Genomic DNA, 26,132 nt, shown 5'->3' with positions numbered 1-26,132 from the left:
ATTTCATTTTAAACCAAAGACTGTCGCTAGAAAATACTTTTCATGTTATAGTAATAAATAGTCAAAATTTTTAATTAAAGATAGGGTGTTTCGTAGATGTCAAAAAAACCAATTGCATGGGTTGTGGATAGTACTGCTTATATTAGCGATATACTCGCTGCCAACCCAGATGTACATGTTGTACCATTAGCTATCCATTTTGGACAGGAACAATATGCGGATGGCATTGATTTAACTTCAGATGAACTTTACAATCGCATTCGAAATGCAGAAGAGTTTCCAAAGACTTCTCAACCAGCTGCAGGTGAATTTGCTAAACTTTATGAACAAATCAGTGAAAACTATGAAGCTATTATAGCCGTACACGTTTCGGCAAAATTGAGTGGAACGATTTCTTCATCCAAATCAGGTGCAGAAATTGCTGAAGTTCATATGGAATGTGTCGACTCTCTTGCTCTCTCATCTGGCATTACTAAACTAGTAGAGCGCGGAATCGTTTTGCAAGAACGTGGAATGAATCTTGAAGAAATTACTACAAAGCTACGGAGCGAAGTGAAAAACTTACGTAACTATATTTTAATTGGAAACTTGAACCAGCTATATAAAGGCGGACGGATGAGCGGCGTTCAATTTTTCTTAGGAAGCTTATTACAAGTAAAACCAATTATTCATTTAACAGAAGAAGGCGAATTGAAAGCGCTAGATAAAGTGCGTTCTCAAAAGAAAGCGCTCAACTATTTAGTTGATAAAGCAGTCGATGCCTACGAAAAAGATGGTGTGCGCTCAATAGATCTTATGCATGGAAATATACCGGATCAAGTTGCGGAATTAAAAAAACTGATTCAAGCAAAGGTACCTGGTTTGGAAGTTCGTGTTGGTGAAATCAGCTCAGTTCTTGCAGTCCATGCTGGTGAAGGTACAATCGCTGCACTCTGGCACGTACCTGCTGAATAGTGAGCAAAGCTCCAAGCACCCTTTTAAGCAAATAGTACAACGGAAAAACCCTTGGAAAATTCCAAGGGTTTTTTACGTAAATGAATCTTTAATATGAAAGAAAATATATCTCGCATCATCAGTATACGCCGGTGACGTTGTATAGCGCCAGTCCCTTTGGCGTGCGCTGACGGTATGTGCATTGACAAGTGGCTCCCCAATCTCATTGAACCCCGTGACGATGGTCGTGTGATCGAATCTGCCGTCGCCTTGAAAATCATAACTGATGACATCGCCCAGCTTTAAATCGCTTGCATTTGCCACTTTTACTGCCTGCAAGCCTGTTGTGGACGTATCCAGATACCATCTGAGTGCATGCGAAGTACTCCAGCTGAAGCTCCATGTGCCCCCTCTGACCCACCATCCTTTATTGCGATTCGGATAGCTTCGCATTGGTGCTCCACCTGCAAGCAAACATTGGGAAATGTAATTTGTGCAATCGACATCAAATACAGGAAAAGCTGGATTGTTAGAATCCCACCACCTATTCGCATAATCCACGGCTGCTTGACGATTGTATATAGAAATCCCTCCTTATGGAGAGCGTATGTGAAAATTGACGGAATTAGAAGAATGGAGCGTGTTAAAAACGAGAAGAATCGTCTTAGGAGTTTTATTGTCGATTGTTTTTGGAGGAATCTGCTTATTTATACTAATCCCTGATGTTTCGGCATTGTCGTGACCTTTTACGGAGGCGAAGTTGAATGAATGAACGGAAGCAGAATTAAAGAAATCTTGAGGTTTTCATTAGAAGAAAAAACCACTCTTATCTCTCAAGAGTGGTTTTTGCCATCATTATTCATAAATCGAGTAGAACAAATTCATTACCACATCTATACTACTTCCGATGAATGGCATGATGGTGCTATCTCCAATTGGAGTCAAAACTACAATTAAAAAGACAATAGAACCGTAAGCTTCTAATGGACGCAGTTTCTCCTGAATTTTGACCGGGAATAAACTGGACACAATTCGATATCCATCCAATGGAGGTAGTGGCAAAAGATTAAACACACCTAACACTACGTTCAACATGACAAAGACGTTCAGGAATTCATCCAGCGTTTGGCTCATTGGCGAAAAATAATAAATTGTAAATCCAATAAACGCCAGAACGAAGTTACTGAGAGGTCCAACTAAACTGACGATAATGGATTGAACGCGTCTTGTAGCGAAATAAGCAGCGTTAACTGGTACAGGTTTTGCCCAACCAAACCCAGCGATAAAAATCAAAAGAGTACCCGCGATGTCCAGATGTTTTAAAGGATTAAGTGTTACTCGTCCCTCTCTTTTTGCCGTGTCATCCCCAAACAGTGAAGCCATCCACGCGTGCATAAATTCATGTAACGTAAAGGCAATAATTAATGTAATGAGCACAAATGGGATTTGTTCTAAAGGAAATGCTAAAAACTCTATGTTGTCCGCCCGCTTTCCTACTATTCTTTTTCCGGTTAATAGATTCTACTTTCTTCCATTACCTGTAAACCTAATGTACCATTTCACTTACTGAATTTCACTAACCATTTTCTGAAAATGTATGTGAGCGCTTATACTATTCATAGTATTTTTCAATGAATTCTTTTTCTTCTTCGTAACTGAGAATTCCTGTAGCTTTGCCCACATTTCCGCCTTGTAAGTTCCAAATTGTATTGTGATCTTTATCCACTTGCGTGAAATCATTTTTTGACCACCGATTAAGAATACTTAAATAGCGATCTTTATTTTGATAATTACCATTTTCGATTACTTCTATTAATCTGTTCACACGCTCAGCTGTCAAAGGGAGGAACCCCCACTTTTCTTCCGCTTCTATTTTCTGGTGACTCATTTGGTGGATAACTTGACCTACCTGAAAATCGGGCATATTCATCGGAAATTCTTCTTCAACAGGTTGGTCTCTCACTTCTTTTACTTCAATTATTTTCCCGCCATCTTCAGTCGTTGTTTCTGTAATTGTTCCATCTTTTTTTATAATGGGTACTTCTTGTCCGTACAATCCGTAGACAACTATTCCCATAATAGCTAAAACCGCAATACTCAACACCATTTTCTGTACCTTAGTGAACTTAAATTTCTCGCTCTTTTCTTTCATATTTTCCTCCATTGAACAACTCAGTTTTTCTTAATAATTTCTTTCCGATAATGAACAGCGAGACAATTGGATAGAGTAAAAAAACCAACATGTTCGTAAAGATGACAGTTACAGATAATGCTGATATGACGAGTAAAGGTCTTTGATTAAACTTCCTTGCAGCCCTCATGCCATCTCCTCCAACAATCATCATGATTAAGATCAAAATGAATGCTCCCGGAAGAAATAAGCCGAAACCCATGGAATATCCTTCTGTATCTTCCAGCGGAAATTTCCACTCCTTGAATTGGTTAGCCATAAAAAAGACAAGCCAAAACCATGACACCGGAAGTGTCTGAAACAATATTTTATTCTCCTGTTGTGTGCCTTTAAAAGCGCATGTGATGAGTACGATATGGCCTACCACCATGACAATCAGACCCGTAATAAGTAAAGAATTCATGTAGACCACCAATCAAAAGATAATATCTTTATATTACTGTAAAATACTTACACAACAAAGATATTTTTAATTTTCTTACAATATCAAAAAAGCACTTACTCAATCTAATTAGATCAAGTAAGTGCTTTTTAAAAAATGGGAGATTCAGTTAAGAAGTCAAATTTTGGCGTATGATTTAATTTCTTTTATTTGTTCAATATGTCGTTGTTCGTGTAAGTATATTAATTCAATCCATTGATTAAGCGGCAATTCACCTAGGAATGGATGTTGCACTGATTTCTCAGTCAATATGGAATTATCCTCCACTGTGTTTAATACACTCATCAATAAGTTTCTTGATTGGCTCAAAAGGTCTATTATTTGTTCAGTTTTTAATGAATCCATTGGTGGCTGAACAATTTCTGGTGCTTTTAATTTATTCGATCTGTCTAACATAAAATCAATTTTCTTCTGTTCGGCTCTAACATTTGATTTTTTCAGTCCATACGCGATTGCTTTTGCAAAAGTTTCTTCAGTTAAAGCTACATGATGACAAACTTGAGCAATACTCCAGCTATTATCTTCTGGATTGTAATTAACATCTTCAAAACTTAATTCAGTCACTTCATCTAACAGATGATTTCTCGTTGTCATCAAATTAGTTTCATAGAACAAATACCTCAACCTTCCCAAATCTTTTCTATAGTACGTAATATTTTATTCGGCTTGTTTTTAAATATTACTCAAAACTAAAACCACTTTTTATTCAAAATAAAAGCACTCCCGATAGGAATGCTTTAAAACGCTTATTTAATTTCCTAACACCCGTTATCTATTGCTTCGTAATATGGCTAAAATGCTCGCTCATTAAGTTGGTATACATCGTACTGCTTTTCGGTATATAGTTTACCGTGTTAAGCCCGCCGTACAATTTCAGTTGCAACGCCAGATCCTTTTTATTTAACCATAAACGCCATCCTTCCCCAATTACGTAAGCACCCTTTTCAGTTTCTTTTCTTTCAAGTTTCATGTCTGCTACTGATTTCATTAATAAACGCTCCCTTAAAGTTAGTTAGTTTAATTGTATTTTCTTATTACAAAGTGTAAAGCCTACCACCGTAAATTTTGTTTCGAACAATTCAGCAGTTCTGCAGTTTTATCTTTTTCATTATCCTGCAAACAAAATAAAAAAGAAAAGCATGAATGGTTCATGCTCCTCCTTTAATCTTTCACATTGAAATTCACTCTAATGTATTCCATTTCTTCTTCAGGACTCATGACTCCAGTAGCATACCCAATGTTTCCATTTTGGCTGTACCAAATAGTGTTGTGGTCTCTTGCCACCTGTGAAAAATCGCCTTCTGCCCACCGATTTAAAATTTCAAAATAGGTTGCTTCGTTTTCAAAATTAGCTTCATGTTGACGAGCATTAATCACTTCAAGCAATCTATCCACTCGCACTTGTGTTAAAGGTATTTTTGGTCCCCACTTTTCATCGTCATCAGAGATTACCTTTTGATGTGACATAGCATGAATCGCTGTTCTGATTTCAGAATCTGCCATGTCTAAAGGAAATTCTGCTTCGATCGTACTTACATCTTCTTCAACTTCAATTGTTGCTCCGCTGTCTTCGGCAATCGTTTCAGACATAATTTCATCTTTTTTCAATATTACTGGCAGATCAGGTTTAACTTTCAAGTAAATAAAAATGCAAAAGAATCCGACACAAGTAACTACAATAGCTGCCTTTTGGATTTTGGTAATTTTAAATGGTGCGAAAATTTTTTTCATGCTTTGCTCCCCATGACAACATCTTTATTGATTAACCAAACCAAATCAGCAATCAATTTTTCAGTATCTTCAAATATCCATACTTGATGATTTCTTTCCTTAGTTACGCATGGAGTGTAAAAAGTTATTGGCTAATACGAATCAGATTCATTGCAAATGAATCTTTGTAAAATTATTCATCTTCAAGTATCAAAACGTCCAAAATTTGTGCAGCTTGATAGTCTTTTTCTGCTATGGCGCTTATTAAACTTGTACAATTATTTTCACGAAGCACGTCTGCTATTAATTGCAAATCCATTACCATTTTATCCATTATTATATCCCTCCAAAACTTGCTTAACTCAATAATATATTAGCAATATATGGCATTCAAGTGCCATTAAAAGAAAGTTACCTCAGTACTTGTATATAAGTTGAATGACATAAAAAAACACTTCCTTTTTCTGTGATTCAGAAATAGTGAAAGTGCTTGTGGTGTATCAAGTTTTGAGTTTTGCACAACATAAATTTTAATAAATCAAGGGATGGAGCCGAGCAGAATCGAACTGCCGCCTACACAATGCCATTGTGTCATTCTCCCGTTAAACTACGGCCCCGTGAATGATTGAGTATATCGGGTCGGGTTGCAACCGACGAGCTAAAACAAGACGCTCTTCCTGCTGAGCTAATACCCCTTTTTCGAAATATTTGGTACAATACTCAGTATATAGTAAGAATGCTAGTTGATTCAAGATGCGAGAGGGTGGCGAAATGCAAAAAGTGCAACAACATGCAGAGCGCGAGATTTTAGCTCCTATTGCATTGTGCGATTCGAAAGGAAATTTGAACCCTGCTGCAATCGGTTTTTCTAGAAAACCGTTAATTGATAGTAATCTGTCTGGACATTTTATGCGTAAGAAAAAATGGAATTACTGGTGTGTGTATGGAGAAGATATTTTATTTTCAGCAAGCATCCGTCATTTGGATTACGCTGCAGTTTGTTGCGTGTATTTTCTGGATTATGAAACGCAACGTTTTTTTGAGAAGACGATTACGATTCCACTGGCACAACGTGTTCACATGCCAAGTCAAGTTCTTGAAACCGTGAAATTTTCCAATAACGAAATGAGTGTCCAATTGTTCCATATGCAAAATGAGACACATATGACGGTCACCGTATCTGATTTTGACGGAGATTTGCTACATGCGGATTTACATATTGAGCATCCAGAAAATGACGATTCATTGAATGTTGTCATCCCATGGAATCGTCAACTCTTTCAACATACGGCCAAGCACCATACACTCCCGACTCGCGGGTTTGTCAAAATTGGTGACAAACGCTATTCATTTAACCCTGATGATAGTTATGCTGTGCTAGATTATGGACGCGGTGTTTGGGCGAGATCAGCTTCTTGGAACTGGGCAATGGCTTCTCAACGTGTCGGAAGAAAGCGCATTGGTCTTAACTTCGGTGGCAAATGGACCGATGGAACAGGTATGACGGAAAATGCAGTCTTTGTCGATGGACACATGTCAAAAATCTCTGAAGATGTCATATTTTCTTATGATGAAACTGATTATATGAAACCTTGGCATATTCGATCGAAATTTTCACGTGATGTCAATTTAACCTTTACCCCATTTTTTAAACGTGAAGCGAAAATTAATGCCCGTCTCGTCACATCAGAGATTAATCAACTCATTGGATATTATCAAGGCTTCGTTTATCTAGACAACGGCTCCCGCCTTGCCATCACACAAATGCTTGGCTCAATCGATGAACACAAGGCTAAGTGGTAACACGAAAACGGAGAAGCCTACTTTATTCCGAACGCTAGAACTTGGAGTCAGACATCAAAACATTAATCTTTTCATTAAAAAATCCTCATCTTCCTGATTAACAGGAGGACGAGGATTTTTTTGAATCATTTTATTTTGAATGGATGAAAAGTTAGCGTGAATGGATGAAAAGCTTTCCTGACTGGACATTAAGTCATTGTGAGTGGACGAAAAGCAATGCTGACTGGACAAAACCACTAATGTAACGTCACTTCCACAACTTAAATTAAACCGTTCCTACTTCAAACGCCCGCTTCATACGTTCCGGATAATCTGTAAAAATCGCATGCACGCCGACTTTTTGCAAAGCCATCGCATGCTCAATATCATTTACCGTGTAGACGCGAAGGATTGCTCCTTTTACCAAGGCCTCTTTCGCCATTTTCCGCATGGCTGTCGGGAGGAATATATGAAGAGCGTTCGCTGGAATGAAACGTGCGTAGTCATATGCATCCACCAACACTTCCAAGGTTAAAATAGCGACCTCAATATGAGGTGCCAATTTCTTAAAATCTCTGACCGCTTCGTGATCAAAAGAGGAGATGACAACCCTTTCTGCCATTCCCATCTTTTCAATTAAATGGAGCACTTTCTCCCCCATGCCTTCATATGGAAAAATATCCGATTTAAGTTCAATATTGATATGATGTGTTGTTTGTTGGAACACCACTAATACTTCTTCTAAAGTAGGTATTTTTTGACCCGCGAATTCACTGCCAAACCAGCTACCGTAGTCAAAAGCACGCAGCTCCGCTAACGTTAAATCTTTGACGTACCCCACTCCATCCGATGTGCGGTCTATTGTCTCATCATGAATAACGACGAGTTCTCCATCTTTTGTTAGATGGACGTCGAACTCAACTCCATGGATATCGAGTTGGGCTGCTTCTTCAAATGCGATTAGTGTATTTTCTGGAAACGTTCCTGATGCACCACGATGAGCATAGATTTTCATGTAAAGTCCTCCTTAAATTTCTGTACGTAATGTCCATAGTTCTGGGAAGAAGTATTGATCGAGTACTCGCTTTAAGTAATGGACGCCTGAAGATCCACCTGTACCTGTCTTAAAGCCAATGATTCGTTCCACTGTTTTCATATGTCGGAAACGCCACTGCTGTAGCCAGTCCTCAATATCCACAAGCTTCTCTGCTAATTGGTACAGCTCCCAGTATTGGTCGACATCACGGTAAACGGTCTTCCATGCTTCGAGTACACTAGCGTTTGGTTCATAAGGAGCTGAGACATCACGCAAAAGAATTTCTTCATCTATAGGAAGACCTGCACGAGCGAGTTTTCTAATCGCGACATCGTATAGACCTGGTTGATGGAAAGCATCCGTTAATGTGTTCAACAACTCTTCGTCTTTTTCATAGATTTTAAGCACATGCTTCGTTTTATAGCCGAGTGCGAATTCGATCATACGGTATTGGTACGACTGGAAACCACTTGCATTGCCTAGTGACGAACGGAACTCCATGTATTCCGCAGGTGTCAGAGTGGACAGGACATCCCATCCTTGAATGATTTGCGTCTGAATTTTAGAGACGCGCGCTAATTGTTTAAATGCAGGTTGAAGATCATCACTTTCAATATTCTTTATCGCTGCTCGCAGTTCATGCAAAATCAATTTCATCCACAACTCTGAAACTTGATGAATCATAATAAATAAAGGCTCGTCGTGGTGATCGGTCAAGCCGTCCTGTGCTGTCAATAATTTATCGAGATGAAGATATTCCCCGTATGTCATGTTTTCTTTAAAATTCGTATGTAATCCTGCTTCTCCTTGTGCTGCACGATTTTGACCGTTATCCAGTGGTTTCTTATCCATTTTAAAATCCCCTTAAGGCTCTACTTTCACTCATCTCATCTAGTTGTATTATGACATGAGATTCAACACTTTAACAGACTACTTAAAATTGTGAAAATTCTTATTGCAAGAGATTCCCAAACTATGGTAAGATTCTATTCTGTTTTCAAACCCGGGCTCGCACGATGCGAGTCATGAAGGCGTTGCGACACGATGTCGCGTTCCTAGCCTTCCTTCCTACCCTCATGCGAAAACAGGCTTTCAATTCAATTCTTCTAGCGCCAGTGACGAGCAAAATCTTCATATCGGAGGACTGTATGACACAGAAACATCCTGATTTTGAGCAAGAGCAAGAGCGCCTGACCTACACTAAACACTATATGCAACAGTTACTCGACGAATCGAAACGTGATGTGAAATCTGCACAGGAAAATATTCGTCACGCAATGGCCGATTTGGATTATTTGGATTCCAGTTTAAGCTATATGAACATTTTAACCAATGCCAGGTTTTTCGAAATGGCCCGTTCTCAAAAAGAAGGACTGGAAGCCATTCAGCAAAAACCTTATTTTGCACGCATTCATTTCCAAAAAGACGGCGAAGACAGTGAAATGCTGTACATCGGAAAGACTTCTTTATTCCACCGGGAAACACAAGAACCGATCATTGTGGACTGGCGTTCGCCTGTTGCCAATGTGTACTACGATGGGCGGCTAGGGGATATTGAATACGATGTCCGAGAAGATACGTTTACCGGTCACCTATTTTCTAAGCGTCAATACACCATTGAAAAAGGTGAACTGCAGGCAGTTCGGGATATCGATTTAACGACCAATGATGAGCTTTTGCAAGAAGCACTTTCAGGAAAAGCGGATGTCCGTTTAACTGAAATTGTGTCGACCATACAAGCTGAACAAAATGAAATCATTCGTGCTCATTTAAAGCAACCCATTATTGTTCAAGGGGCGGCAGGCAGTGGAAAAACGACGATTGCATTGCATCGAATTTCGTATTTCCTTTATACGATGGGCGAACATTTCCCAGCAGAAAAATTAATGATTTTAGCCCCATCCAAACTGTTTATGGACTATATCGCGGATGTACTGCCTGAACTCGGTGTCGGTCAGATATGCCAGACAACCTACACTGAATATGTCTTGAACGCCACGGACATTAAAGTGAAACTGAAAGATGTGAACCTGAAGCTTGCAGCATTAACGGAACAGGAAAACCCGGATGAAATGATGCTTTGGCAATCACAGATGAAAGGATCTCTTTCCTATACAATGTTAGTAGACGCCTTTCTATATGAATATGAAAAATCGGTAGCCAACCAATTCGAAGATATATACATTGAGAAATACTGCATCATGCGCGGTTCCAAATTAAGAAACTTATTCTTAACTGACTTTGCCTATATGCCAATAGAAAAAAGGTTGGAGCGAATCAAGATGATCTTGACATCGCATGTGCGACAAAAGAAAAAAGAAATCCTGATTGTGTTGAACAAAAAATACGAAGATGCCCTTGATAAAGCGTTAGTCGTTCGTGATGATGCAAAACGCAAAGCGGAAGTGACGAAATTTATTGATGAGCGCGATCTTCGGATTCCATTGATTGAAAAAGAAGCCAAGACCACGGCCAATGTTTACATGAGACGTTTTAAAAAAGCCAATATCAAAAATATGTATCGAGATTTTGTTACTAATGGAAAGTTAATAAACGAACATGCCACTCTATGGACAGAGAAACAGAAAAAGGCGTTCCTTCAAAGCCATTCGATGGAGTCTTGGGAAATAGAAGACTTGGCCCCTCTTTATTACATGCATGCCAAAATAAAAGGGATTTCGGACAAGTGGAAAATGCGTGTCGTCTTTATTGATGAGGTCCAAGATTATAGTGTATTTCAACTGGCCGCCCTTAAAGAAGGCCTTGGAACGGATATGTTTACAATGGTTGGAGATTTGGCTCAAGGCATTCATAGTTATCGGGCCCTCACTTCCTGGGAGCCGATTATTGAGTTATTTCCCCGTGCCACTTACACGACTTTGCAAAAAAGCTATCGAACGACAATTGAAATTATGGAAATGGCAAACAGCATATTAATGCAGATGGACGAAGACTTACCATTGGTGGAACCCGTCGTCCGTCACGGCATCGATCCGCAGTTCCACGAAATGAAGACGATTGATGGCCACCGAATTGTTACTTTGCTGGATGAAGTCCGGAGTCGTGGTCATCGTTCGATTGCCCTTATTTGCAAAACGGCGACAGAGGCAAAAGCTGTTGCGAAGCACCTTGACGATTTCCTTCCGATTCAGTTGCTGAGCGATCATTCAGATATAGACCAAGAAAAGCTACTCATCGTGCCGAGCCATTTAGCCAAAGGGTTAGAATTTGATGCCGTGATCGTTGTGGCATTTGATACCCCTTTCCGCGAACATGCAATTGACCGCAAGCTTCTATATGTCGCGATGACCCGTCCAATGCATGAGCTACATTTAGTCGGACCAAACCGTGAGCATTTTTTGTTACCTTAATAAAGTGATACTGAGAAATTATGAAGGTATTGGTGTAGACCTGGTTTTGCCGAGAGTGCAAAAAGATGCTTTTACAACGTGAACGTCGATTTTTCCTACGTGGAGCTCAATTTTTCCTACGTCAACGCCAATTATTCCTACGTGAACGTCATTTACTACAACCAAGAGTCGAGTTCTCCTAGATCATCGACTTGTCTAACGTTTCTCTTACCAAAGGGAAACGTTTTTTCTTTTCCCCTTGCATGAATCAATTATTCGTTGTATTGTTTAAATCGTAATCATTACTATTTACATTAAATCATGAAGGAGCGAACAAATGCAAACTCAAATTCCGGTAACTGTGTTAAGTGGTTATCTTGGCGCAGGTAAAACAACAGTATTGAACCACTTGCTAGCCAATAAAGAGGGAAAGAAAATCGCGGTAATCGTTAACGATATGAGCGAGATCAATATTGATTCACAACTGATTCAAGGGGGAGGTTTTTCACGTACGGAAGAGAAGTTGGTGGAACTGACCAATGGCTGCATTTGCTGTACTCTGCGTGAAGACTTGATGATTGAAGTAGAAAAATTGGCGAAACAAGGAGATATCGATTACATCGTCATTGAATCCACCGGTATTTCAGAGCCAATTCCGGTAGCGCAGACTTTTACATATATCGATGAAGAAGTGGGAATTGACCTTTCTCAGTATTGTCGTTTAGATTCCATGGTTACAGTAGTGGATGCTTTCCGTTTCTGGAGTGATTACGAAAGCGGCGACTCGTTGTTAGAACGCAAACAGACGGATGATGAACACGATGTCCGTGATGTGTCCGATTTACTAATCGACCAAATTGAATTTGCTAACATTATTTTGATCAGTAAAACTGACTTGGTGACGGAAGAATATGTACTTGCCTTTCAATCCTTCCTGAGAAAGATGAATCCCGATGCCATTTTAATTCCTATAGAAAAAGGGACCGTTCACCCTTCTATGCTTTTGAATCAGCGTCTATTTGACTTCGAGCAAGCCAGTCAATCGGCTGGTTGGATTAAGGAGTTAAATGAAGAACATGTACCGGAGACAGAAGAATACGGAATCACTTCTTTTGTTTACAGACGAAAACGTCCCTTCCATCCCGAAAGATGGCATGTTTGGCTTAGTGCCTTTCCACAAGAAATTGTCCGTTCTAAAGGCTTTTTCTGGTTGGCCACACGAAATAAAATGGCCGGATTATTGTCCCAAGCCGGCAATTCCCTTCAGTTCCAAGGAGCGGGCTATTGGATTGCCGCCTTGCCTAAAGCGGAACAGCGGTTGATTTTGGAAGAAGATGAATCTGTAGCATGCAGATGGGACGAGAAACATGGTGATCGTCAAACTGAGATGGTGTGGATCGGTCTCGATATGGACCGGGAAGAAATTGAAGCTCAGCTGGATGCATGTTTGCTGACAGATGACGAAATGATGAGTGATTGGACGGAATTTGCTGACCCTATCCCCCCTTTTGTGGCTGCTAATTAATGCAGGAGTTCTATTCAAAATAATCGAGATATAAAGCCAAAAACCCCACTGCGAATTAGTTCGCAATGGGGTTTTTCACGTAATAATCAACTTGCATAACGGGTTGGAATCCCGCTTTTTCATAAATCGATAATGCTTGGTTATTATCGATTTCCACGTCGAGCATTACACTTTTACAATTTCTTCTCGATCCTTCTGCTTGTGAAAATGCCAACAAGGCTGAACCAATTCCCTGACCTTGTCTTTCTGAATCAGTTGCTAAGGCAGTTACCCAGAGCGTTTCGCCGTCTTCCACAAGTGTGACGGTACCGACAACTTTCTCTTGTTGTTTTGCTACAAACACATGTCGTGAGGGATTAGATGCATTGTAATCCAGCAACGTTTGCACTTCGTCTTCTGTATCCCCGAATGCATTCATTAAAATATGCTTAAGTTCCTGCGCTTCATCAGTAAGCGGGTACACTTCCACCACTGAATTTTCTTCCGCAGCTTTCACATTTGCTTTCAGTGTTGCTTCTGAAAAATTCCACTCATAACCCGCCTGTTGCAAGAATGCTGCCCCTGCCTCCGAATCTTTTATGTTCAATGCCAGCTCACTTTCAAATCCACGAAGCTCCAAGTTATGCTGCAATTCATTCGTCAATGCCTGTCCTAGTCCTTGTCTGCGATATTCAGGATGAACAAGCCCGCTCCACTCATAGGAATGAATCCCAATCATATCGATGGCAGAAATGACTCCTACGACATCATCTTCTGCATAAGCAAGCACAGCAAAGCCTTTTGTTAATGGATCCGTCATGACAGGTATATTTAACACTTGCTCGTAATTGGTTCCTTCTATTTCTTCATTTGCACGCAGTAAAGCCTGGATTTCACTTGATGTTTCTACGTCTAAAGGGAACGAAACTGTTAGTATGGCAATGTCCACAAGTATTTCCACCTTTCTTTCATTGTTGTGTCTAATGTGTATCAATATGGTAACAATGGTTTATTTCCTTCCTAGATAGGCTATATAATAGCAACAGTCTGATTTCATGGAGGAGTTAAATCATGGATAAGAAACGATTATCTTGGGTTGACGTCACGAAAGGATTTTTAATGATCCTGGTCGTAATCGGCCATTACCCTGGACAACTTGATTTCCCTCTTGGGAAGTATATATATTGGTTCCATATGCCTGCCTTTTTTATTTTAAGTGGAATGTTTTTCAAACCAGTTCTGGAAAAAGGACTTTCAAAACAAGTTATTCATAAACGTTTTATGCAATTAATCGTACCATACTTGTTTTTCCTTGTAACGATTACGGTCATTCGTTATGGAATGGAAATCGGTTCCGGAAACTTGGATATGTCATGGTATTTGAATGATATTTGGACACTTGTAATTGGTGGTCGATTTGCACGAGGTGCTTATGGCGTATTCTGGTTTGTCACTACCTTGTTCTTTACGTTCTTGTTCTTCTTATGGATGACGAAATACTTTAATCGTACAAAACAGTTTGTGATTTTAGCTGTTTTCTACTTGATTGCTCACATTGAAAGTGTATTTGCGATGCAAGTTATTGGCGGTGCACCAGACAAAGCCTCTCAAACCATTCCAATGATTTGGAATATCGACGTAGCACTGATGGCGGTTGTCTACTTTGCACTAGGTTATTATATGAAGAATATTTGGATGAATATCACGAAACCATGGTTGATTGCCGGGTTGATTGGTACGGTATCGGCCGTTTCCCTCGATTGGTTCGGTATCATTGACTATCACTTAAGCATGAAGTTCCTTCGTTATGAACATGTCGTTTTGGATTTAGTCATACCGATTTCCATGACACTTGTTTTTGTGGGTACATTCCAATGGATTGCTTCTCGCCTGTCATTGAAGTGGTTGCAACAAATTGAAAAGCACTCGATTTCGATTATGTATCTTCATATTTTCACGGATATCGTGTTGAATGATTACTTCAATTACGGCATCATCGGATTTACGGCATTTGGATTACTTGTTCCGATTGTTGCATCGATTATTATTCAAAAGCTGGTTCCTTACGGCAGATTGTTCCTCGGTGGTTTCTCATCGAAGAAACGCAAAGCAGCTGCTAAACCAGTTAAATTAAAAGAAGCTGAGCCTCAATACTAGAGGCTCAGCTCAGAGTGTAGACAAACTCATTAATTTTGAGTTTGTCTACACTCTTTTTCATTTAATCTAAATTAAGACAAATCATTCGGAATCTGAGCCCTTTCCTTTTTTATAAAAATACTTACTTAGGGTAACAACAAGCTTTCAAAACATAATTCATTTCTACGGGACCAAATTGAAACGATTGCTTGTCTCTTATCATCCGAAAAAACCGATGACAACCGAGTGATTTGTTTATCCAACATTTCAATAAATACTTTTTTCTATAAGAAAGGCTGAACCCTAATACTAGAGGCTCAGCTTTTTCTATGTCTTGAAATTATCTATAACTGTGATTCCGTCAGCATGTTGTAGTACAGACCTTTTTGAGCGACAAGTTCATTCTGACTTCCAGACTCCACGAGTCGTCCTTGATCCATGACGTAGACCACATCTGCCTGTCTGACTGTATTCAATCGATGGGCGATGACGAAACTTGTGCGGCCTTCCATTAATCGTTCGAGCGCTTCCTGGATTTTCATCTCGGTCACGGTATCGATGCTGCTTGTTGCTTCATCCAACAGTAAAATGACCGGGTCGGCCACGAGAGCGCGTGCGATGGACAATAATTGTTTCTGCCCTTGGCTGATTTCCCCACCATCTGCTGTCAGGACGGTATCGTAGCCTTCAGGCAGCTTTACAATAAAGTCGTGTGCGTTTGCTTGCTTTGCGGCTTCCATTAGTTCTTCATCGGTCGCATTCAATCTGCCGTAACGGATATTTTCTTTTACAGTTGCCTCGAATAAAAATGGATCTTGTAAGACAAAGGCAATTTGACTGCGCAATGTTTGGCGGGCCAATTGATCAATCGGAATATCATCAATACGAATCTGACCTTCATTCGTCTCATAAAAACGGGCGAGCAGCTGCATGATTGTCGTTTTCCCTGCACCTGTTGCGCCGACCAATGCAGCCGTTTCACCAGGATTCAACGTAAAACTGACATTACGAATGGTGTGCTCATCATCTGATTGTTCATATTTAAACGAGACCTGATCAAATTCAACTTTCCCTTTTAACACCTTACCCAGTTGCAAAGTGGCTTCGTCTTTTTCAATCGGTTCATCTATGATTGCGAAAACACGCTCCGCGCCGGCAATAGCCGATAGCACGGTGTTGAATTGATTCGCCAAGTCATTTAAAGGACGGGTAAACTGTCTTGCATACTCCGAAAAGATTACGATGGTTCCGATTGAAACGTGTCCATTCAAGGCTAGTAAGCCCCCAACGCCCGCAACTATGGCAAAACTGGCGTTGTTCAGCATATTCATTACTTTTGGGATGAAGCCTGAATAGGTCAGCGCCCAAAATCCGGTTTGTCGCAAACGTTCACTTTTCACGATAAATTCATTGGTGACGCGCTCTTCCTGAGAAAAGGCTTTAACGATTCGTTGTCCAGAAATCGTCTCTTCAATCATCCCATTTAAATCACCCACGGCTTGTTGCTGTTGCTTGAACAGTTTTCCGGTTCTTCTAGTAATCCATCGAATGGAGAAGAACATGACAGGAATGATGGTCATCGTCAACAGTGTCAGTAACGGACTCAATGTCAGCATGACAATGACTGTTCCGGTCAGCGTCAAGATACTGGAAAGCACTTGAATGAAAGAACTGTTTAACGTGGCACTGACGTTTTCAATATCATTTGTCACACGGCTCATGAGTTCGCCGTGTTGGCGTTTATCGAAGAATGAAACCGGGAGCTTTTGAAAATGAGCGAAAAGGCTGGTACGCATGCGGTAAATCGTTTGTTGAGCGACACCGATCATCCAATAGTTCTGGAAAAACAGCGATACCGACAGGAAGAAATAAATGCCGATCAACCACATCATCATGTTTTGCATTCCTGCAAATTGTCCAGGAACGATATATTCATCAATAATTTCACCAAGCAAATACGGTCCAACAAGAGCTAGTGTTGAACTGATCACGACGAGCAACAGAACGGTAATCAATAAAGCCCGTTGTTCATCTACAAGGTGCCAAATACGTTTTAGTACACCTTTCCAGTCCCCTGCCCGTTCCCCTTTTTTCTTTTTCACGGGTGTTATATCTTCTTTTGTCAAAACCGGCTCGTAGCCGAATGGCTTAGTTAACATCTGGCGCATGCGAAGGCACCTCCTGTTCTTGTTGCGACTCCGCAATTTGACGATATAAATCGGACGTTGCGATCAGTTCCTGATGTGAGCCATACGCGGCAATGCGTCCATTATCCAGCAGCAGGACACGGTCTGCCCCTTTTGCCGTGCGTATTTTTTGCGTGACAACGAGCATAGTAGCTTCTTCTTTATCCAAAGCCTGCCACAACGATGCTTCCGTCTTCACATCGAGCGCACTCGTGCTATCGTCCAACAACAGAATTTCCGGCTTACGAACCAATGCCCGTGCAATCGACAGACGTTGTTTTTGACCGCCTGATAAATTCACGCCTTTTTGACCGACTCGCGTATCGTAACCTTTCGCGAACTGTTCCACGGATGAATGAATTTGCGCTTGTTTCGCCGCTTGTTGCAATTCATCAGTTGATGCTTCGACTTTACCCCATGCCAAGTTTTGATAGATGCTACCTGTAAACAGCAGTGACTGCTGCGGCACGAGCCCGATAGCTTGACGTAATTGATCCAACGGCCATTTTTTGACGTCTTTACCATCCACGGTAATCGAACCAGACGTCACTTCAAAAAAGCGTGGAATGAGTTGCATTAATGTCGATTTCCCTGCTCCCGTCGCTCCCATAATGGCAAGTTTCTCACCAGATCTCACATCAAATGAAATGTTCTGCAACACAGGTTCAGGCGTATTCGGATAGCTGAATGTCACATTCTTGAAGCTGATTTCACCTTTAATGATTCCATGCATTTTGCCAGACTCTTCATCGCGTTCTAAACCTTCGTTGACCAGTAAGACTTCTTCCATTCGTTCTGCGGAAGCTTTCGCACGGGCAAACGCCATGATGATGAAAGCGAACATCGAGAAAGCCCCTGTCATACGCATCGCGTAATTGACGATTGCGACCAATTCACCGATTTGTGCATTATTCGATTGGATTTCACGTGCTCCAAACCAAAGAACGGCTAACAAACTGATGTTCATGACCAATAGCAACAGCGGCAGAATGATTTCCATAATACGAAGTGCTCTCACTGTATCCATTTTGAGGAGGTTCGACACTTTTTCAAAACGGGAAGACTCGAAAGTCCCTCGTAAATAGGCTTTAACTAGGCGTACGGCCTGCAAGTTTTCCTGTAGCACACGGTTCACACGATCGAGTCGCACTTGCACAAGCGCAAAGTAACTGACCCCTTTTTTCACCATGATATAAAGGAAAATAAGCAGGAATGGTGCCCCGATGACAAGGAACATCGCGAGGTAGGCATTGACGATAAACGCCATGATGACGCTACCGAGCACAAGTAATGGCGCTCGCAACATGATGCGTAAACTCATGAAGAGCACGTTTTGTACCATGGTAACGTCACTTGTCAGTCTCGTGATCAAGCCAGCTGTCGGGAATCTTGTGAACGTTGCTACGGTAAACTGTTGCACTTGCTTGAATAAAGCACTGCGGACATCAAAAGCGAAGCTTTGCGAAGCATGCGAGGCAAAGAATGAGTTCGTTGCACCTGATAGGAAAGCAACGAACGCCATAAGCATCATGACCCCTCCCCACGTCCAAATGACGGATTGATCACCTTTCAAAATGCCATCATCAATGATCTTGGCTATGATAAGCGGTTGAACCAGCTCGACTGAAAGCTCAATTAACATAAGGAAAAGCGCAATGGCAATCGGCCATTTATATGGTCTGACATACGAAAAAACAGTTTTCACTAGATGTTCCCCCTGAAACTTCTTCGTTTAACGAATTAATTATCTGATTGTTCACTATTATGCCACAATGGATGAGTAAAAGGTATCATTCGTTTGGATGAAATGTTCTCGATTCGTAGCGATTTTTGGGTGAGCGGCGGCTCAGTTGTAAAAATCGGGGTTCACGTAGTAAAAATCGAGAGTGACGTAGGAATTATCGACGGTCACGTAAGAAAAAACCGCGGTCACGTAGGAATCATCTCTTCTTTCCTACAGCAGCGCAGCGAAAACAAGAACCATTAAATCTTTAAAACCTGAATGGTAGCCATTCCGCTAACTCGCTCCAGGCTCTTCTCTGTTTGTCGTCGCGCCTGAGCGGCGGCTCAGTCTGACTTTTTGGCTATGATGTCTGAAAATAGGAGTTCGACGTCTGAAAAAATGGCATCCACGTCTGAGAAATCAGCGTTGACGTCTGAAACCATGACAAACCTCGAGATATCCCTTCTTTCATACAGCAGCGCAGCGAAAACAAAACCATTAAATCTTTAAAACCTAATTGGGAGCCATTCCGCTAACTCGCTCCAGGCTCTTTTCTGTTTGTCGTTGTGCCTGAGCGGCGGCTCAGTTGTAAAAATCGGGGTTCACGTAGGAAAAATCGTGGGTGACGTAGGAATTATCGCCGTTCACGTAGGAAAAATCGACGTTGACGTAGGAATCTCCCCAAATCCACAAAAAAATCACCCACTCCCGAAAGAGTAGATGATTCTATCAAACTTATTTCTTGTTCCGATCTCCTGCAATGGATAGCCACGTAACACATACCAGCATTAGGAGAGCACCAACCATCTGCCACACCCCTAACACTTGTTGCAGCCAAATGACTGAGATAATCATTGCCGTTAGAGGTTCCATGCTGGATAAAATGCTCGTTTCAATCGCGCTTATGTATTTCATGCTACTTAAAAATAAAACGAAGGCGACTGTACCGAAGACAATGACCGTCAATAATAGAAGGGATAATTTCCAATCCAGTAGCAACGCCCATTCGTCAGATTTCCAAACGTGGCTTAAACTTCCGAGGACGACACCGCCGATCAGCATCGACCAGCCGACCACTAACAATACTCCCCATTCTTTCATGAGGGCACTTGGATATAACGTGTAAAAAGCAAAACTCAGTCCGACTGCGACTCCCCACGCCAACGCTTCCGGACTTAACAGTAACTTGTTGAATGACCCATTTGTCAACAAGAAGAACAAGCCCAATAACGTTCCAAAAATGCCATAAAGCTGATATTTCGGTGGCCATTTCTTTATACTCCAAGAGACAAAAATCACGACAAATATCGGTGCCAAAAATTGAAGCAGCGTTGCCACTACTGCGTTGCTGGATTCGATTGCCGCAACGAAGGAATATTGGACGCCGAGCATGCCGAACAAGGCGAAGATCATTAAACGTTTTAGCCAGTAAGGCTGATGCCAAATTGGTGTTAACTGTTTTCCTGAAATTTTCAAGAAAGCGAGTAAAGCAACCCCGGCAACAAGAAGCCTAATTGTTAACATAAACGGTACGGATATTCTGGAGTGTGACAGGATCCATTCCATTAACGGACCCGTCGCTCCCCACAACATCGCTCCCGTAATAATCAACACAATCCCTTTCGCACGAATCATTTACTCACCTCATAATCTAGTAGACTTCATTTCATCTTACTATTGTTCGCGCTGAATTCAATGAACAACTTGCGAACATTTCCATTTCTACCTTAAGGAATCTCCTTGAATTTTCCTTTATTTATCAGAATAAAACATTTTTAAATTTAATGACTTGCTGTCAAGACTTCTCTATAATAGTAGATAGTTTACATACAAGGAGTCCTGCGAAATGAAAGGTATGCAACAAGTATTGGAAAATGGCAGCAGTGTATTGGACCATGTCCCTTTTCCAATGATGCTGACAGCTAAAGATGCAACAGTGCTTTGGTGGAGCAAGGAAGCGGAACGAACATTTGGTTTTACTGCAGATGAAATCGTTGGAAAATTCTATCCTTTTTTCGAGGAAAACAGTTCAGCCATCCAGAAATCCACATGGGACCAAGTGATTCAAAGCAATGATCCGATTCGCTTTGAAAATTTCATTCTTCATTCTAAACATGGCCAACCGGTTCGTGTTTCGGCTGTTTTGAATTCAATGATAATCGACAATGAACACTGCGTTATGTTCTTATTTGAAGTCGATAATATTCCGACAATCAATCAAGCGTCAAGTACACAGGAATTAGCTAGCTTTAAATTGGGATTAGATGAAACCTTTATGCTCACTTATCTAGATCAAGATGGGCTTATTACATATGCAAATACGTTATTTTTGAAATCAAGCAAATGGACACCAAAACGGATTATTGGCAAATCATTTTGGCAGCTTTTCCCCGAAGAGTCTGCTGATAAATTGGTCAATCAAATCTGGTATGCACTGAAAAGCAACCGTGTTTGGCAAGGATCGGTAGAAAAACTGACCAAGGACGGGGAAACCTACTGGGTTGATATGACAGCCATTCCTGTTCTTGATATGAACGATGAGCCGATGTATTTTACTATTTTGGAAAAAGACATCACTGACAAGAGACGCCTGCAATTGCATCTTGAACAAATTGCTTATGTGGATCCTGAGACAGGCTTGATGAATCGTCATCGTCTTGAAAATATCGTTTCTAATTTAATTGCTGAAGACCGCCATTTTTCGTTCATCTTTTTAGATATCGATAAGTTTTACACGTTGAAAGACATGCACGATGAAGAGTCTGAGACGACACTATTGCTGGAATTTGCAAAACGTATGAAAATGTATTTCCAAGATAGTGATATCGCGCGCGTCGGAGAAGATGAATTTGTGGTGTTGACCCCTTTAAGTGACTGGTTTATTCAAGGCTTTTTAAGTTACTTGAAACAGCATCCGATTTATATCCGCAATAAAGCCATTCCGATTTCGATCAGTGGCGGGATTACTAGATGCCCGGAAGATCAGTCAACATTTTTACATTTGATGAAAGCATCCAGCGCGACCATCCATAAGGTGAAGAAGGAAGGTGGCGGAAACATCGTCAGTCTTTCAAAAGCCAATCATGTTGCGTTAAGCAGGAAAGCGATGATCGAGAAACGCTTGATTGAAGCGTTGCATCATAAAGACCTAAGCGTAATGTATCAGCCTCAAGTAGATTTAAAGACTGGCAAAATTGACGCAGTGGAAGCACTGGTTCGTTGGGAAGATGCTGTGCTTGGGACCGTTTCACCGAACGACCTTATTCCGATTGCAGAAGAAACCGGCATGATCCATGATATTGGGACATTTATGTTGGAGAAGGCTTGTGAACAAGCTGCCATTTGGGCAAAACAAGGCAAGCCAATGAAAGTCAGCGTCAACTCGTCCATCCGTGAGTTCCGTGATAAAAACATGGTGAAGAAAATCAGACAAGTTTTAGAGAAATTCGGTTGTCCTGCTCACTTACTGCAAATTGAAATTACGGAGAAATTTGCACTCGAAGCGGAGTCGGAACAATCGATTATCCGCCAGATGTTGCAACTGCAAACTGATGGAATCACGTTTGTACTCGATGATTTCGGAACAGGTTACGCTTCCTTCCGCTATATGCAGTTACTGCCGATTACCGAACTTAAAATCGACCAATCCTTTATCTCTTCCATTACGAAACAAGAGAAATTGCAAAAACTGGTGGAAGGCATCATCCAGTTCGGAAAATCAATGGAGATCCGTGTATTAGCTGAAGGCGTTGAGACGAAAGAACAACAGGATTTATTGACGAAACTCGGATGCGATGCCATTCAAGGGTACTATGTCAGTCATCCTGTACCTGCAAGCGAAATCGAAAAATTAGGATAACCCTTATTGCTCGACGCAAGACATAAGAAAAGACGGCTACTCAAACATTCTGAGAAGCCGTCTTTTTTCTGCGTAAATATCTGAAAATCAACTGCATTAAAACTTCCGCAAATACTAGGCCCATCGCGATGGCTCCTGATGTCATGAAAGCTTTGGAAGCATAGGAGATGGCCGTCAAATAATCATTTTCCACAATGTTACGCATCGCGTTGTATGCGAGTCCTCCCGGAACCAATAAAATGATGCCCGGTACACTGAATATAATCATTGGCATACGGAAGCGTTTGGATAAAATATGTGATGCCAGGGCTACGATAAAAGCTCCTGCAAAGGATGCTTGAATTGCATCACCTGAAACCATTGTAAAAGCACTGTAAATTACCCAACCGCACATCCCTACCAAGCCGGCTGCAACCAGTTTTTTTCTAGGGGCATTAAATATAATAGCAAATGAAATTGCGATAATAAAACTTAACACCGCTTTTATGATCCAAATCATGACACCCCTCCTAAAATGATAGTACGAGTGCAACGCCTGCACCGATTGCGAATGCAGTCAACAATGCTTCCGCTCCTTTTGAAACGCCGGAAACAAAATGGCCGGCCATCAGATCCCGCACCGCATTTGTAATAAGAAGTCCTGGCACCAATGGCATGACGCCGCTGATAATAATGGTGTTCAAGTCTTCCCCTACATTCAACAGAACCGCCAAAAAAGCCAATGCTCCGACGATTGAGGCAGCAATAAATTCAGCGAAAAACTTAACGCGGGTCAATTCATGAATTAATGTGACGACAAGGAACCCCATACCACCAGCAATAGTCGCTGCAGGAACATCCTTCACGACACCTTCGAACAGAATGAGGAAACAGCCACTCGCAACAGCAGCTGCAATAAATTGCAGGAGAAATGGGAACATTAAGTTCGCACTGGCAATCCGTTGTAATTCTTCATATGCTTCTTCGATGGTCAGTTCAGTTGTCGCCAATTTTCTGGATACTTGATTCACTAGCGCAATTTTTTCTAAATCTGTTACCCGGTCTCGGATGGCCATTAACCGTGTTGATCCATCTTTTCCGAGCGAAAACATAATACCTGTCGGTGTGACGAAGCTTTGGGTCCCTATCAGACCTTGTGAAATCGCCATCCGGGTCATGGTATCTTCAACCCGATACGTTTCCGCACCACTTTCAATCATTAATCGTCCCGCAAGCAGGCAACAATCTATTGCCAAATCATTCTTCTCATTCAGCACGTTTTGCCCACTCCTTTCACTAATCGCCTTTGCACAATCTTAACGAAATGTGCACTAAAAAACAAATATTGTTGGACCTTAACATGAATCTATTGTTCAACCCGAATACGATAATATAAATGCAGTCAGAAGACTAATAAAAAAGCACTTCTCCAATTCAACAGACTATTCATTTTGCTTGTTCGACAGTACAATGGATTTACTCAATCATCTTATGTAAGGGGAAATTTTATGCACGATTCAATGGATACACTCAAGAAAAGCATTGCGATTTCCCAACAAAAACAACCTGCTGATTTCATTTTGCGTAATGCGCTCGTAGCAGATGTATTTTCACTCGTTTGGACAAAAGCGGATATCGTGGTCTCGGATGGACTCATCGTAGCAATCGATTCCACTGGTTCATTTGAAGCGCTTCATGAAATGGATGCGTCCGGACGCTATGTCGTACCTGGATTGATAGACGGACATATTCATATTGAATCATCGATGCTCACTCCATCTGCTTTCGGAGAAGTTCTATTGCCCCATGGTGTGACCACAGTTGTGACCGATCCACATGAAATTGCCAACGTGGCGGGAGTGGAAGGCATCGAGTTCATGTTGAAGGATGCGAAAAAAAGTCCGATGGATATTTTTGTGATGCTTCCTTCAAGTGTACCTTCTACCTCTTTTGAACATGCTGGTGCAACGCTCGAAGCAGCTGATTTACAGCCTCTTCTATCTCACCATTCCGTTCTCGGACTTGCAGAAGTAATGGATTACCCTTCTGTTTTATCAGGAGACGAAGCCATGCTCGCTAAACTTTTAATGACTAAGGAAGCAGGCTTGCGAATTGATGGACATGGCGCTGGATTACAACGCGAACAGATTCGAGGTTATCGTACGGCAGGCATTCAGACTGATCATGAATGTGTGACCGCGGATGAAGCACGTGACCGGATTGCTCAAGGTATGTATGTATTAATTCGTGAAGGCTCGGCAGCGAAGAATTTACATGATTTGCTTCCTGCGGTAACGCCACATAATGCAAGAAGATTTCTATTTTGTACAGATGATAAACACTTGGATGAACTTGTCGATGAAGGAAGTATTGATCATGCAGTGCGCCTATCGATAGCAGCCGGTATGGAACCACTTCAAGCGATTCAGTTGGCTACGCTGAATGCGGCTGAATGTTATGGCTTGAATCAAAAAGGTGCACTGGCAGCCGGATTCGAAGCGGACTTTCTGATACTTGATCATCTCGAACAGTTCAAAGTAACGGCTGTGTATAAACAAGGCGTCAAAGTCGCCGAGAATGGGTACATGGTTGCCTCTACTGAAACTCAATCATTTTGTTCAAAACGCATAAGTCAATCCGTTCACTTGCCAAAATTGACGGTTGAAAGTTTAGCTATTGCTCTACCTGAAGGTGCCAAAGCGAATATTATGGAAATTATCCCAGACCAAATCGTCACCAACAAAGTGATTGAAGAAGTAGCTATTAAGAATGGTACATTCGTGCAAAGCATTGAACGAGAACACTTGAAACTGGCTGTCATCGAACGCCATCATCAATTACACACAATCGGGTTAGGGATTGTAAAAGGCTTCGGATTGAAAAAAGGTGCCGTCGCCACAACCATTGCTCATGATTCCCATAATGCGATTGTGCTGGGTACGAACGACGAAGATATGATTGTTGCGGTGCAGGCATTACAGGAAATGCAGGGTGGATTAGTTGTTGTCAATGAAGGCCAAATTATGGCTTCACTCGCATTACCTATAGCCGGATTGATGACGCAAGTTCCTCTTGAGGAAGCCATCCAATCTCTGAAGAAGCTGCACGAAGCGGTTCATTCCATACATCCAACACTTGATTTTCATTTGTTCCTGACATTGTCATTTCTCAGTTTGCCCGTCATTCCGACACTTAAATTGACTGATTCGGGTTTATTTGATGTCACCACTTTCCAGCACATCGAGATTGAAGCGAAAGAAAAAGCAGACCACTAAACGATTCGCTTAGTGGCCTGCCTTGT

Annotated in this window: 24 protein-coding genes and 1 tRNA gene; 7 read left to right on the top strand and 18 right to left on the bottom strand. The window is 41.3% G+C overall.

Features of this window, described 5'->3' with window-relative positions; translation table 11 throughout:
- Positions 1–96: 96 nt before the first annotated feature.
- On the top strand, positions 97–954 hold the full coding sequence (locus tag ACQKEV_RS02915; protein WP_427443194.1) for a DegV family protein: 858 nt from the start codon (positions 97–99) through the stop codon (positions 952–954).
- A gap of 72 nt (positions 955–1,026) precedes the next feature.
- On the opposite strand, the gene ACQKEV_RS02910 is transcribed toward ACQKEV_RS02915, so the two are convergent.
- The 9 genes from ACQKEV_RS02910 to ACQKEV_RS02870 all read right to left on the bottom strand — a co-directional run bounded on the left by ACQKEV_RS02910 (position 1,027) and on the right by ACQKEV_RS02870 (position 5,893).
- Entirely contained in the window at positions 1,027–1,515 is a 489-nt protein-coding gene (locus ACQKEV_RS02910) for an amidase domain-containing protein (protein WP_427444803.1), read from the bottom strand.
- A gap of 273 nt (positions 1,516–1,788) precedes the next feature.
- Positions 1,789–2,370, bottom strand: a complete 582-nt coding sequence (locus ACQKEV_RS02905; RefSeq protein WP_427443192.1) for a site-2 protease family protein — start codon at positions 2,368–2,370, stop codon at positions 1,789–1,791.
- Between the two features lie 175 nt (positions 2,371–2,545).
- Positions 2,546–3,085 carry a DUF6241 domain-containing protein gene (locus tag ACQKEV_RS02900; RefSeq protein ID WP_427443191.1) on the bottom strand — a complete coding sequence of 180 codons (540 nt, stop codon included), beginning with the start codon at positions 3,083–3,085 and terminating at the stop codon, positions 2,546–2,548.
- Positions 3,060–3,527, bottom strand: coding sequence for a hypothetical protein (locus tag ACQKEV_RS02895; protein ID WP_427443189.1), 468 nt, complete (start codon positions 3,525–3,527; stop codon positions 3,060–3,062). The genes ACQKEV_RS02900 and ACQKEV_RS02895 overlap by 26 nt, the downstream gene beginning before the upstream one ends.
- A gap of 156 nt (positions 3,528–3,683) precedes the next feature.
- Positions 3,684–4,160 carry a DinB family protein gene (locus ACQKEV_RS02890; protein WP_427443187.1) on the bottom strand — a complete coding sequence of 159 codons (477 nt, stop codon included), beginning with the start codon at positions 4,158–4,160 and terminating at the stop codon, positions 3,684–3,686.
- Between the two features lie 178 nt (positions 4,161–4,338).
- The gene (locus tag ACQKEV_RS02885; protein ID WP_427443185.1) at positions 4,339–4,554 is read right to left on the bottom strand and encodes a hypothetical protein; all 216 of its coding nucleotides are present in this window, start codon (positions 4,552–4,554) and stop codon (positions 4,339–4,341) included.
- A gap of 173 nt (positions 4,555–4,727) precedes the next feature.
- A complete protein-coding gene (locus ACQKEV_RS02880) occupies positions 4,728–5,297 on the bottom strand; it encodes a DUF6241 domain-containing protein (RefSeq protein WP_427443183.1) in 570 nt (189 codons plus the stop codon).
- A 172-nt stretch (positions 5,298–5,469) separates the two neighbouring features.
- Positions 5,470–5,610 carry a hypothetical protein gene (locus ACQKEV_RS02875; protein WP_427443181.1) on the bottom strand — a complete coding sequence of 47 codons (141 nt, stop codon included), beginning with the start codon at positions 5,608–5,610 and terminating at the stop codon, positions 5,470–5,472.
- A gap of 212 nt (positions 5,611–5,822) precedes the next feature.
- Positions 5,823–5,893: transfer RNA gene (locus tag ACQKEV_RS02870), tRNA-Ala, on the bottom strand.
- 154 nt (positions 5,894–6,047) lie between these two features.
- Between ACQKEV_RS02870 and ACQKEV_RS02865 the strand changes: the two genes are divergently transcribed.
- Positions 6,048–7,079: a DUF2804 domain-containing protein gene (locus tag ACQKEV_RS02865; RefSeq protein ID WP_427443179.1), complete on the top strand. Its 1,032-nt coding sequence runs from the start codon at positions 6,048–6,050 to the stop codon at positions 7,077–7,079.
- Between the two features lie 265 nt (positions 7,080–7,344).
- On the opposite strand, the gene ACQKEV_RS02860 is transcribed toward ACQKEV_RS02865, so the two are convergent.
- Together ACQKEV_RS02860 and kynA are read right to left on the bottom strand one after the other, a co-directional pair.
- Complete coding sequence (locus ACQKEV_RS02860; RefSeq protein ID WP_427443177.1) at positions 7,345–8,073, bottom strand: glycerophosphodiester phosphodiesterase; 729 nt, start codon at positions 8,071–8,073, stop codon at positions 7,345–7,347.
- A 12-nt stretch (positions 8,074–8,085) separates the two neighbouring features.
- A complete protein-coding gene (gene kynA, locus ACQKEV_RS02855; protein WP_424473350.1) occupies positions 8,086–8,946 on the bottom strand; it encodes a tryptophan 2,3-dioxygenase in 861 nt (286 codons plus the stop codon).
- A gap of 296 nt (positions 8,947–9,242) precedes the next feature.
- Between kynA and helD the strand changes: the two genes are divergently transcribed.
- Positions 9,243–11,465, top strand: a complete 2,223-nt coding sequence (gene helD, locus ACQKEV_RS02850; protein WP_427443175.1) for an RNA polymerase recycling motor HelD — start codon at positions 9,243–9,245, stop codon at positions 11,463–11,465.
- Between the two features lie 18 nt (positions 11,466–11,483).
- Here the strand turns inward: helD and ACQKEV_RS02845 are convergent, their stop codons facing one another.
- Positions 11,484–11,630, bottom strand: coding sequence for a hypothetical protein (locus ACQKEV_RS02845; RefSeq protein ID WP_427443173.1), 147 nt, complete (start codon positions 11,628–11,630; stop codon positions 11,484–11,486).
- A 151-nt stretch (positions 11,631–11,781) separates the two neighbouring features.
- Between ACQKEV_RS02845 and ACQKEV_RS02840 the strand changes: the two genes are divergently transcribed.
- Positions 11,782–12,969 (top strand): GTP-binding protein, encoded by a 1,188-nt coding sequence (locus ACQKEV_RS02840; protein WP_427443171.1) that lies wholly within the window; start codon positions 11,782–11,784, stop codon positions 12,967–12,969.
- 55 nt (positions 12,970–13,024) lie between these two features.
- Here ACQKEV_RS02840 and ACQKEV_RS02835 read toward each other — a convergent pair whose 3' ends face one another.
- The gene (locus ACQKEV_RS02835; protein ID WP_427443169.1) at positions 13,025–13,897 is read right to left on the bottom strand and encodes a GNAT family N-acetyltransferase; all 873 of its coding nucleotides are present in this window, start codon (positions 13,895–13,897) and stop codon (positions 13,025–13,027) included.
- A gap of 122 nt (positions 13,898–14,019) precedes the next feature.
- Here ACQKEV_RS02835 and ACQKEV_RS02830 point away from each other — a divergent pair, with 122 nt between their 5' ends.
- Positions 14,020–15,105 (top strand): acyltransferase family protein, encoded by a 1,086-nt coding sequence (locus tag ACQKEV_RS02830; protein ID WP_427443167.1) that lies wholly within the window; start codon positions 14,020–14,022, stop codon positions 15,103–15,105.
- A 323-nt stretch (positions 15,106–15,428) separates the two neighbouring features.
- Here the strand turns inward: ACQKEV_RS02830 and ACQKEV_RS02825 are convergent, their stop codons facing one another.
- The 3 genes from ACQKEV_RS02825 to ACQKEV_RS02815 form a co-directional block, all read right to left on the bottom strand.
- Positions 15,429–17,252 carry an ABC transporter ATP-binding protein gene (locus ACQKEV_RS02825; protein ID WP_427443165.1) on the bottom strand — a complete coding sequence of 608 codons (1,824 nt, stop codon included), beginning with the start codon at positions 17,250–17,252 and terminating at the stop codon, positions 15,429–15,431.
- Positions 17,233–18,975, bottom strand: coding sequence for an ABC transporter ATP-binding protein (locus ACQKEV_RS02820; protein WP_427443163.1), 1,743 nt, complete (start codon positions 18,973–18,975; stop codon positions 17,233–17,235). The genes ACQKEV_RS02825 and ACQKEV_RS02820 overlap by 20 nt, the downstream gene beginning before the upstream one ends.
- Positions 18,976–19,728: 753 nt before the next feature.
- Positions 19,729–20,628 (bottom strand): DMT family transporter, encoded by a 900-nt coding sequence (locus ACQKEV_RS02815; protein ID WP_427443158.1) that lies wholly within the window; start codon positions 20,626–20,628, stop codon positions 19,729–19,731.
- 211 nt (positions 20,629–20,839) lie between these two features.
- Between ACQKEV_RS02815 and ACQKEV_RS02810 the strand changes: the two genes are divergently transcribed.
- Entirely contained in the window at positions 20,840–22,852 is a 2,013-nt protein-coding gene (locus ACQKEV_RS02810; RefSeq protein ID WP_427443156.1) for an EAL domain-containing protein, read from the top strand.
- A 40-nt stretch (positions 22,853–22,892) separates the two neighbouring features.
- Here the strand turns inward: ACQKEV_RS02810 and ACQKEV_RS02805 are convergent, their stop codons facing one another.
- Positions 22,893–23,351, bottom strand: a complete 459-nt coding sequence (locus tag ACQKEV_RS02805; RefSeq protein ID WP_427443154.1) for a threonine/serine exporter family protein — start codon at positions 23,349–23,351, stop codon at positions 22,893–22,895.
- A gap of 10 nt (positions 23,352–23,361) precedes the next feature.
- Positions 23,362–24,108: a threonine/serine exporter family protein gene (locus ACQKEV_RS02800; protein WP_427443152.1), complete on the bottom strand. Its 747-nt coding sequence runs from the start codon at positions 24,106–24,108 to the stop codon at positions 23,362–23,364.
- A 231-nt stretch (positions 24,109–24,339) separates the two neighbouring features.
- Between ACQKEV_RS02800 and ade the strand changes: the two genes are divergently transcribed.
- Positions 24,340–26,106, top strand: a complete 1,767-nt coding sequence (ade, locus tag ACQKEV_RS02795) for an adenine deaminase (RefSeq protein ID WP_427443150.1) — start codon at positions 24,340–24,342, stop codon at positions 26,104–26,106.
- Positions 26,107–26,132 lie beyond the last annotated feature (26 nt).

Origin of the sequence: Paenisporosarcina sp. NPDC076907 (genome assembly GCF_050269735.1) — a bacterium.
Taxonomy (GTDB): domain Bacteria; phylum Bacillota; class Bacilli; order Bacillales_A; family Planococcaceae; genus Paenisporosarcina.
This window is presented reverse-complemented; position numbering and strand designations above follow the sequence as displayed.

What these genes read in the sequence shown, in the direction of transcription:
- ACQKEV_RS02915 (WP_427443194.1), top strand. Translation starts at nt 97, where the DNA reads ATGTCAAAAAAACCAATTGCATGGGTTGTGGATAGTACTGCTTATATT.
- ACQKEV_RS02900 (WP_427443191.1), bottom strand. Translation starts at nt 3,085, where the DNA reads ATGAAAGAAAAGAGCGAGAAATTTAAGTTCACTAAGGTACAGAAAATG.
- ACQKEV_RS02895 (WP_427443189.1), bottom strand. Translation starts at nt 3,527, where the DNA reads ATGAATTCTTTACTTATTACGGGTCTGATTGTCATGGTGGTAGGCCAT.
- ACQKEV_RS02890 (WP_427443187.1), bottom strand. Translation starts at nt 4,160, where the DNA reads ATGACAACGAGAAATCATCTGTTAGATGAAGTGACTGAATTAAGTTTT.
- ACQKEV_RS02885 (WP_427443185.1), bottom strand. Translation starts at nt 4,554, where the DNA reads ATGAAATCAGTAGCAGACATGAAACTTGAAAGAAAAGAAACTGAAAAG.
- ACQKEV_RS02880 (WP_427443183.1), bottom strand. Translation starts at nt 5,297, where the DNA reads ATGAAAAAAATTTTCGCACCATTTAAAATTACCAAAATCCAAAAGGCA.
- ACQKEV_RS02875 (WP_427443181.1), bottom strand. Translation starts at nt 5,610, where the DNA reads ATGGATAAAATGGTAATGGATTTGCAATTAATAGCAGACGTGCTTCGT.
- ACQKEV_RS02865 (WP_427443179.1), top strand. Translation starts at nt 6,048, where the DNA reads ATGCAAAAAGTGCAACAACATGCAGAGCGCGAGATTTTAGCTCCTATT.
- ACQKEV_RS02860 (WP_427443177.1), bottom strand. Translation starts at nt 8,073, where the DNA reads ATGAAAATCTATGCTCATCGTGGTGCATCAGGAACGTTTCCAGAAAAT.
- kynA (WP_424473350.1), bottom strand. Translation starts at nt 8,946, where the DNA reads ATGGATAAGAAACCACTGGATAACGGTCAAAATCGTGCAGCACAAGGA.
- helD (WP_427443175.1), top strand. Translation starts at nt 9,243, where the DNA reads ATGACACAGAAACATCCTGATTTTGAGCAAGAGCAAGAGCGCCTGACC.
- ACQKEV_RS02840 (WP_427443171.1), top strand. Translation starts at nt 11,782, where the DNA reads ATGCAAACTCAAATTCCGGTAACTGTGTTAAGTGGTTATCTTGGCGCA.
- ACQKEV_RS02830 (WP_427443167.1), top strand. Translation starts at nt 14,020, where the DNA reads ATGGATAAGAAACGATTATCTTGGGTTGACGTCACGAAAGGATTTTTA.
- ACQKEV_RS02825 (WP_427443165.1), bottom strand. Translation starts at nt 17,252, where the DNA reads ATGCGCCAGATGTTAACTAAGCCATTCGGCTACGAGCCGGTTTTGACA.
- ACQKEV_RS02815 (WP_427443158.1), bottom strand. Translation starts at nt 20,628, where the DNA reads ATGATTCGTGCGAAAGGGATTGTGTTGATTATTACGGGAGCGATGTTG.
- ACQKEV_RS02810 (WP_427443156.1), top strand. Translation starts at nt 20,840, where the DNA reads ATGAAAGGTATGCAACAAGTATTGGAAAATGGCAGCAGTGTATTGGAC.
- ACQKEV_RS02805 (WP_427443154.1), bottom strand. Translation starts at nt 23,351, where the DNA reads ATGATTTGGATCATAAAAGCGGTGTTAAGTTTTATTATCGCAATTTCA.
- ade (WP_427443150.1), top strand. Translation starts at nt 24,340, where the DNA reads ATGCACGATTCAATGGATACACTCAAGAAAAGCATTGCGATTTCCCAA.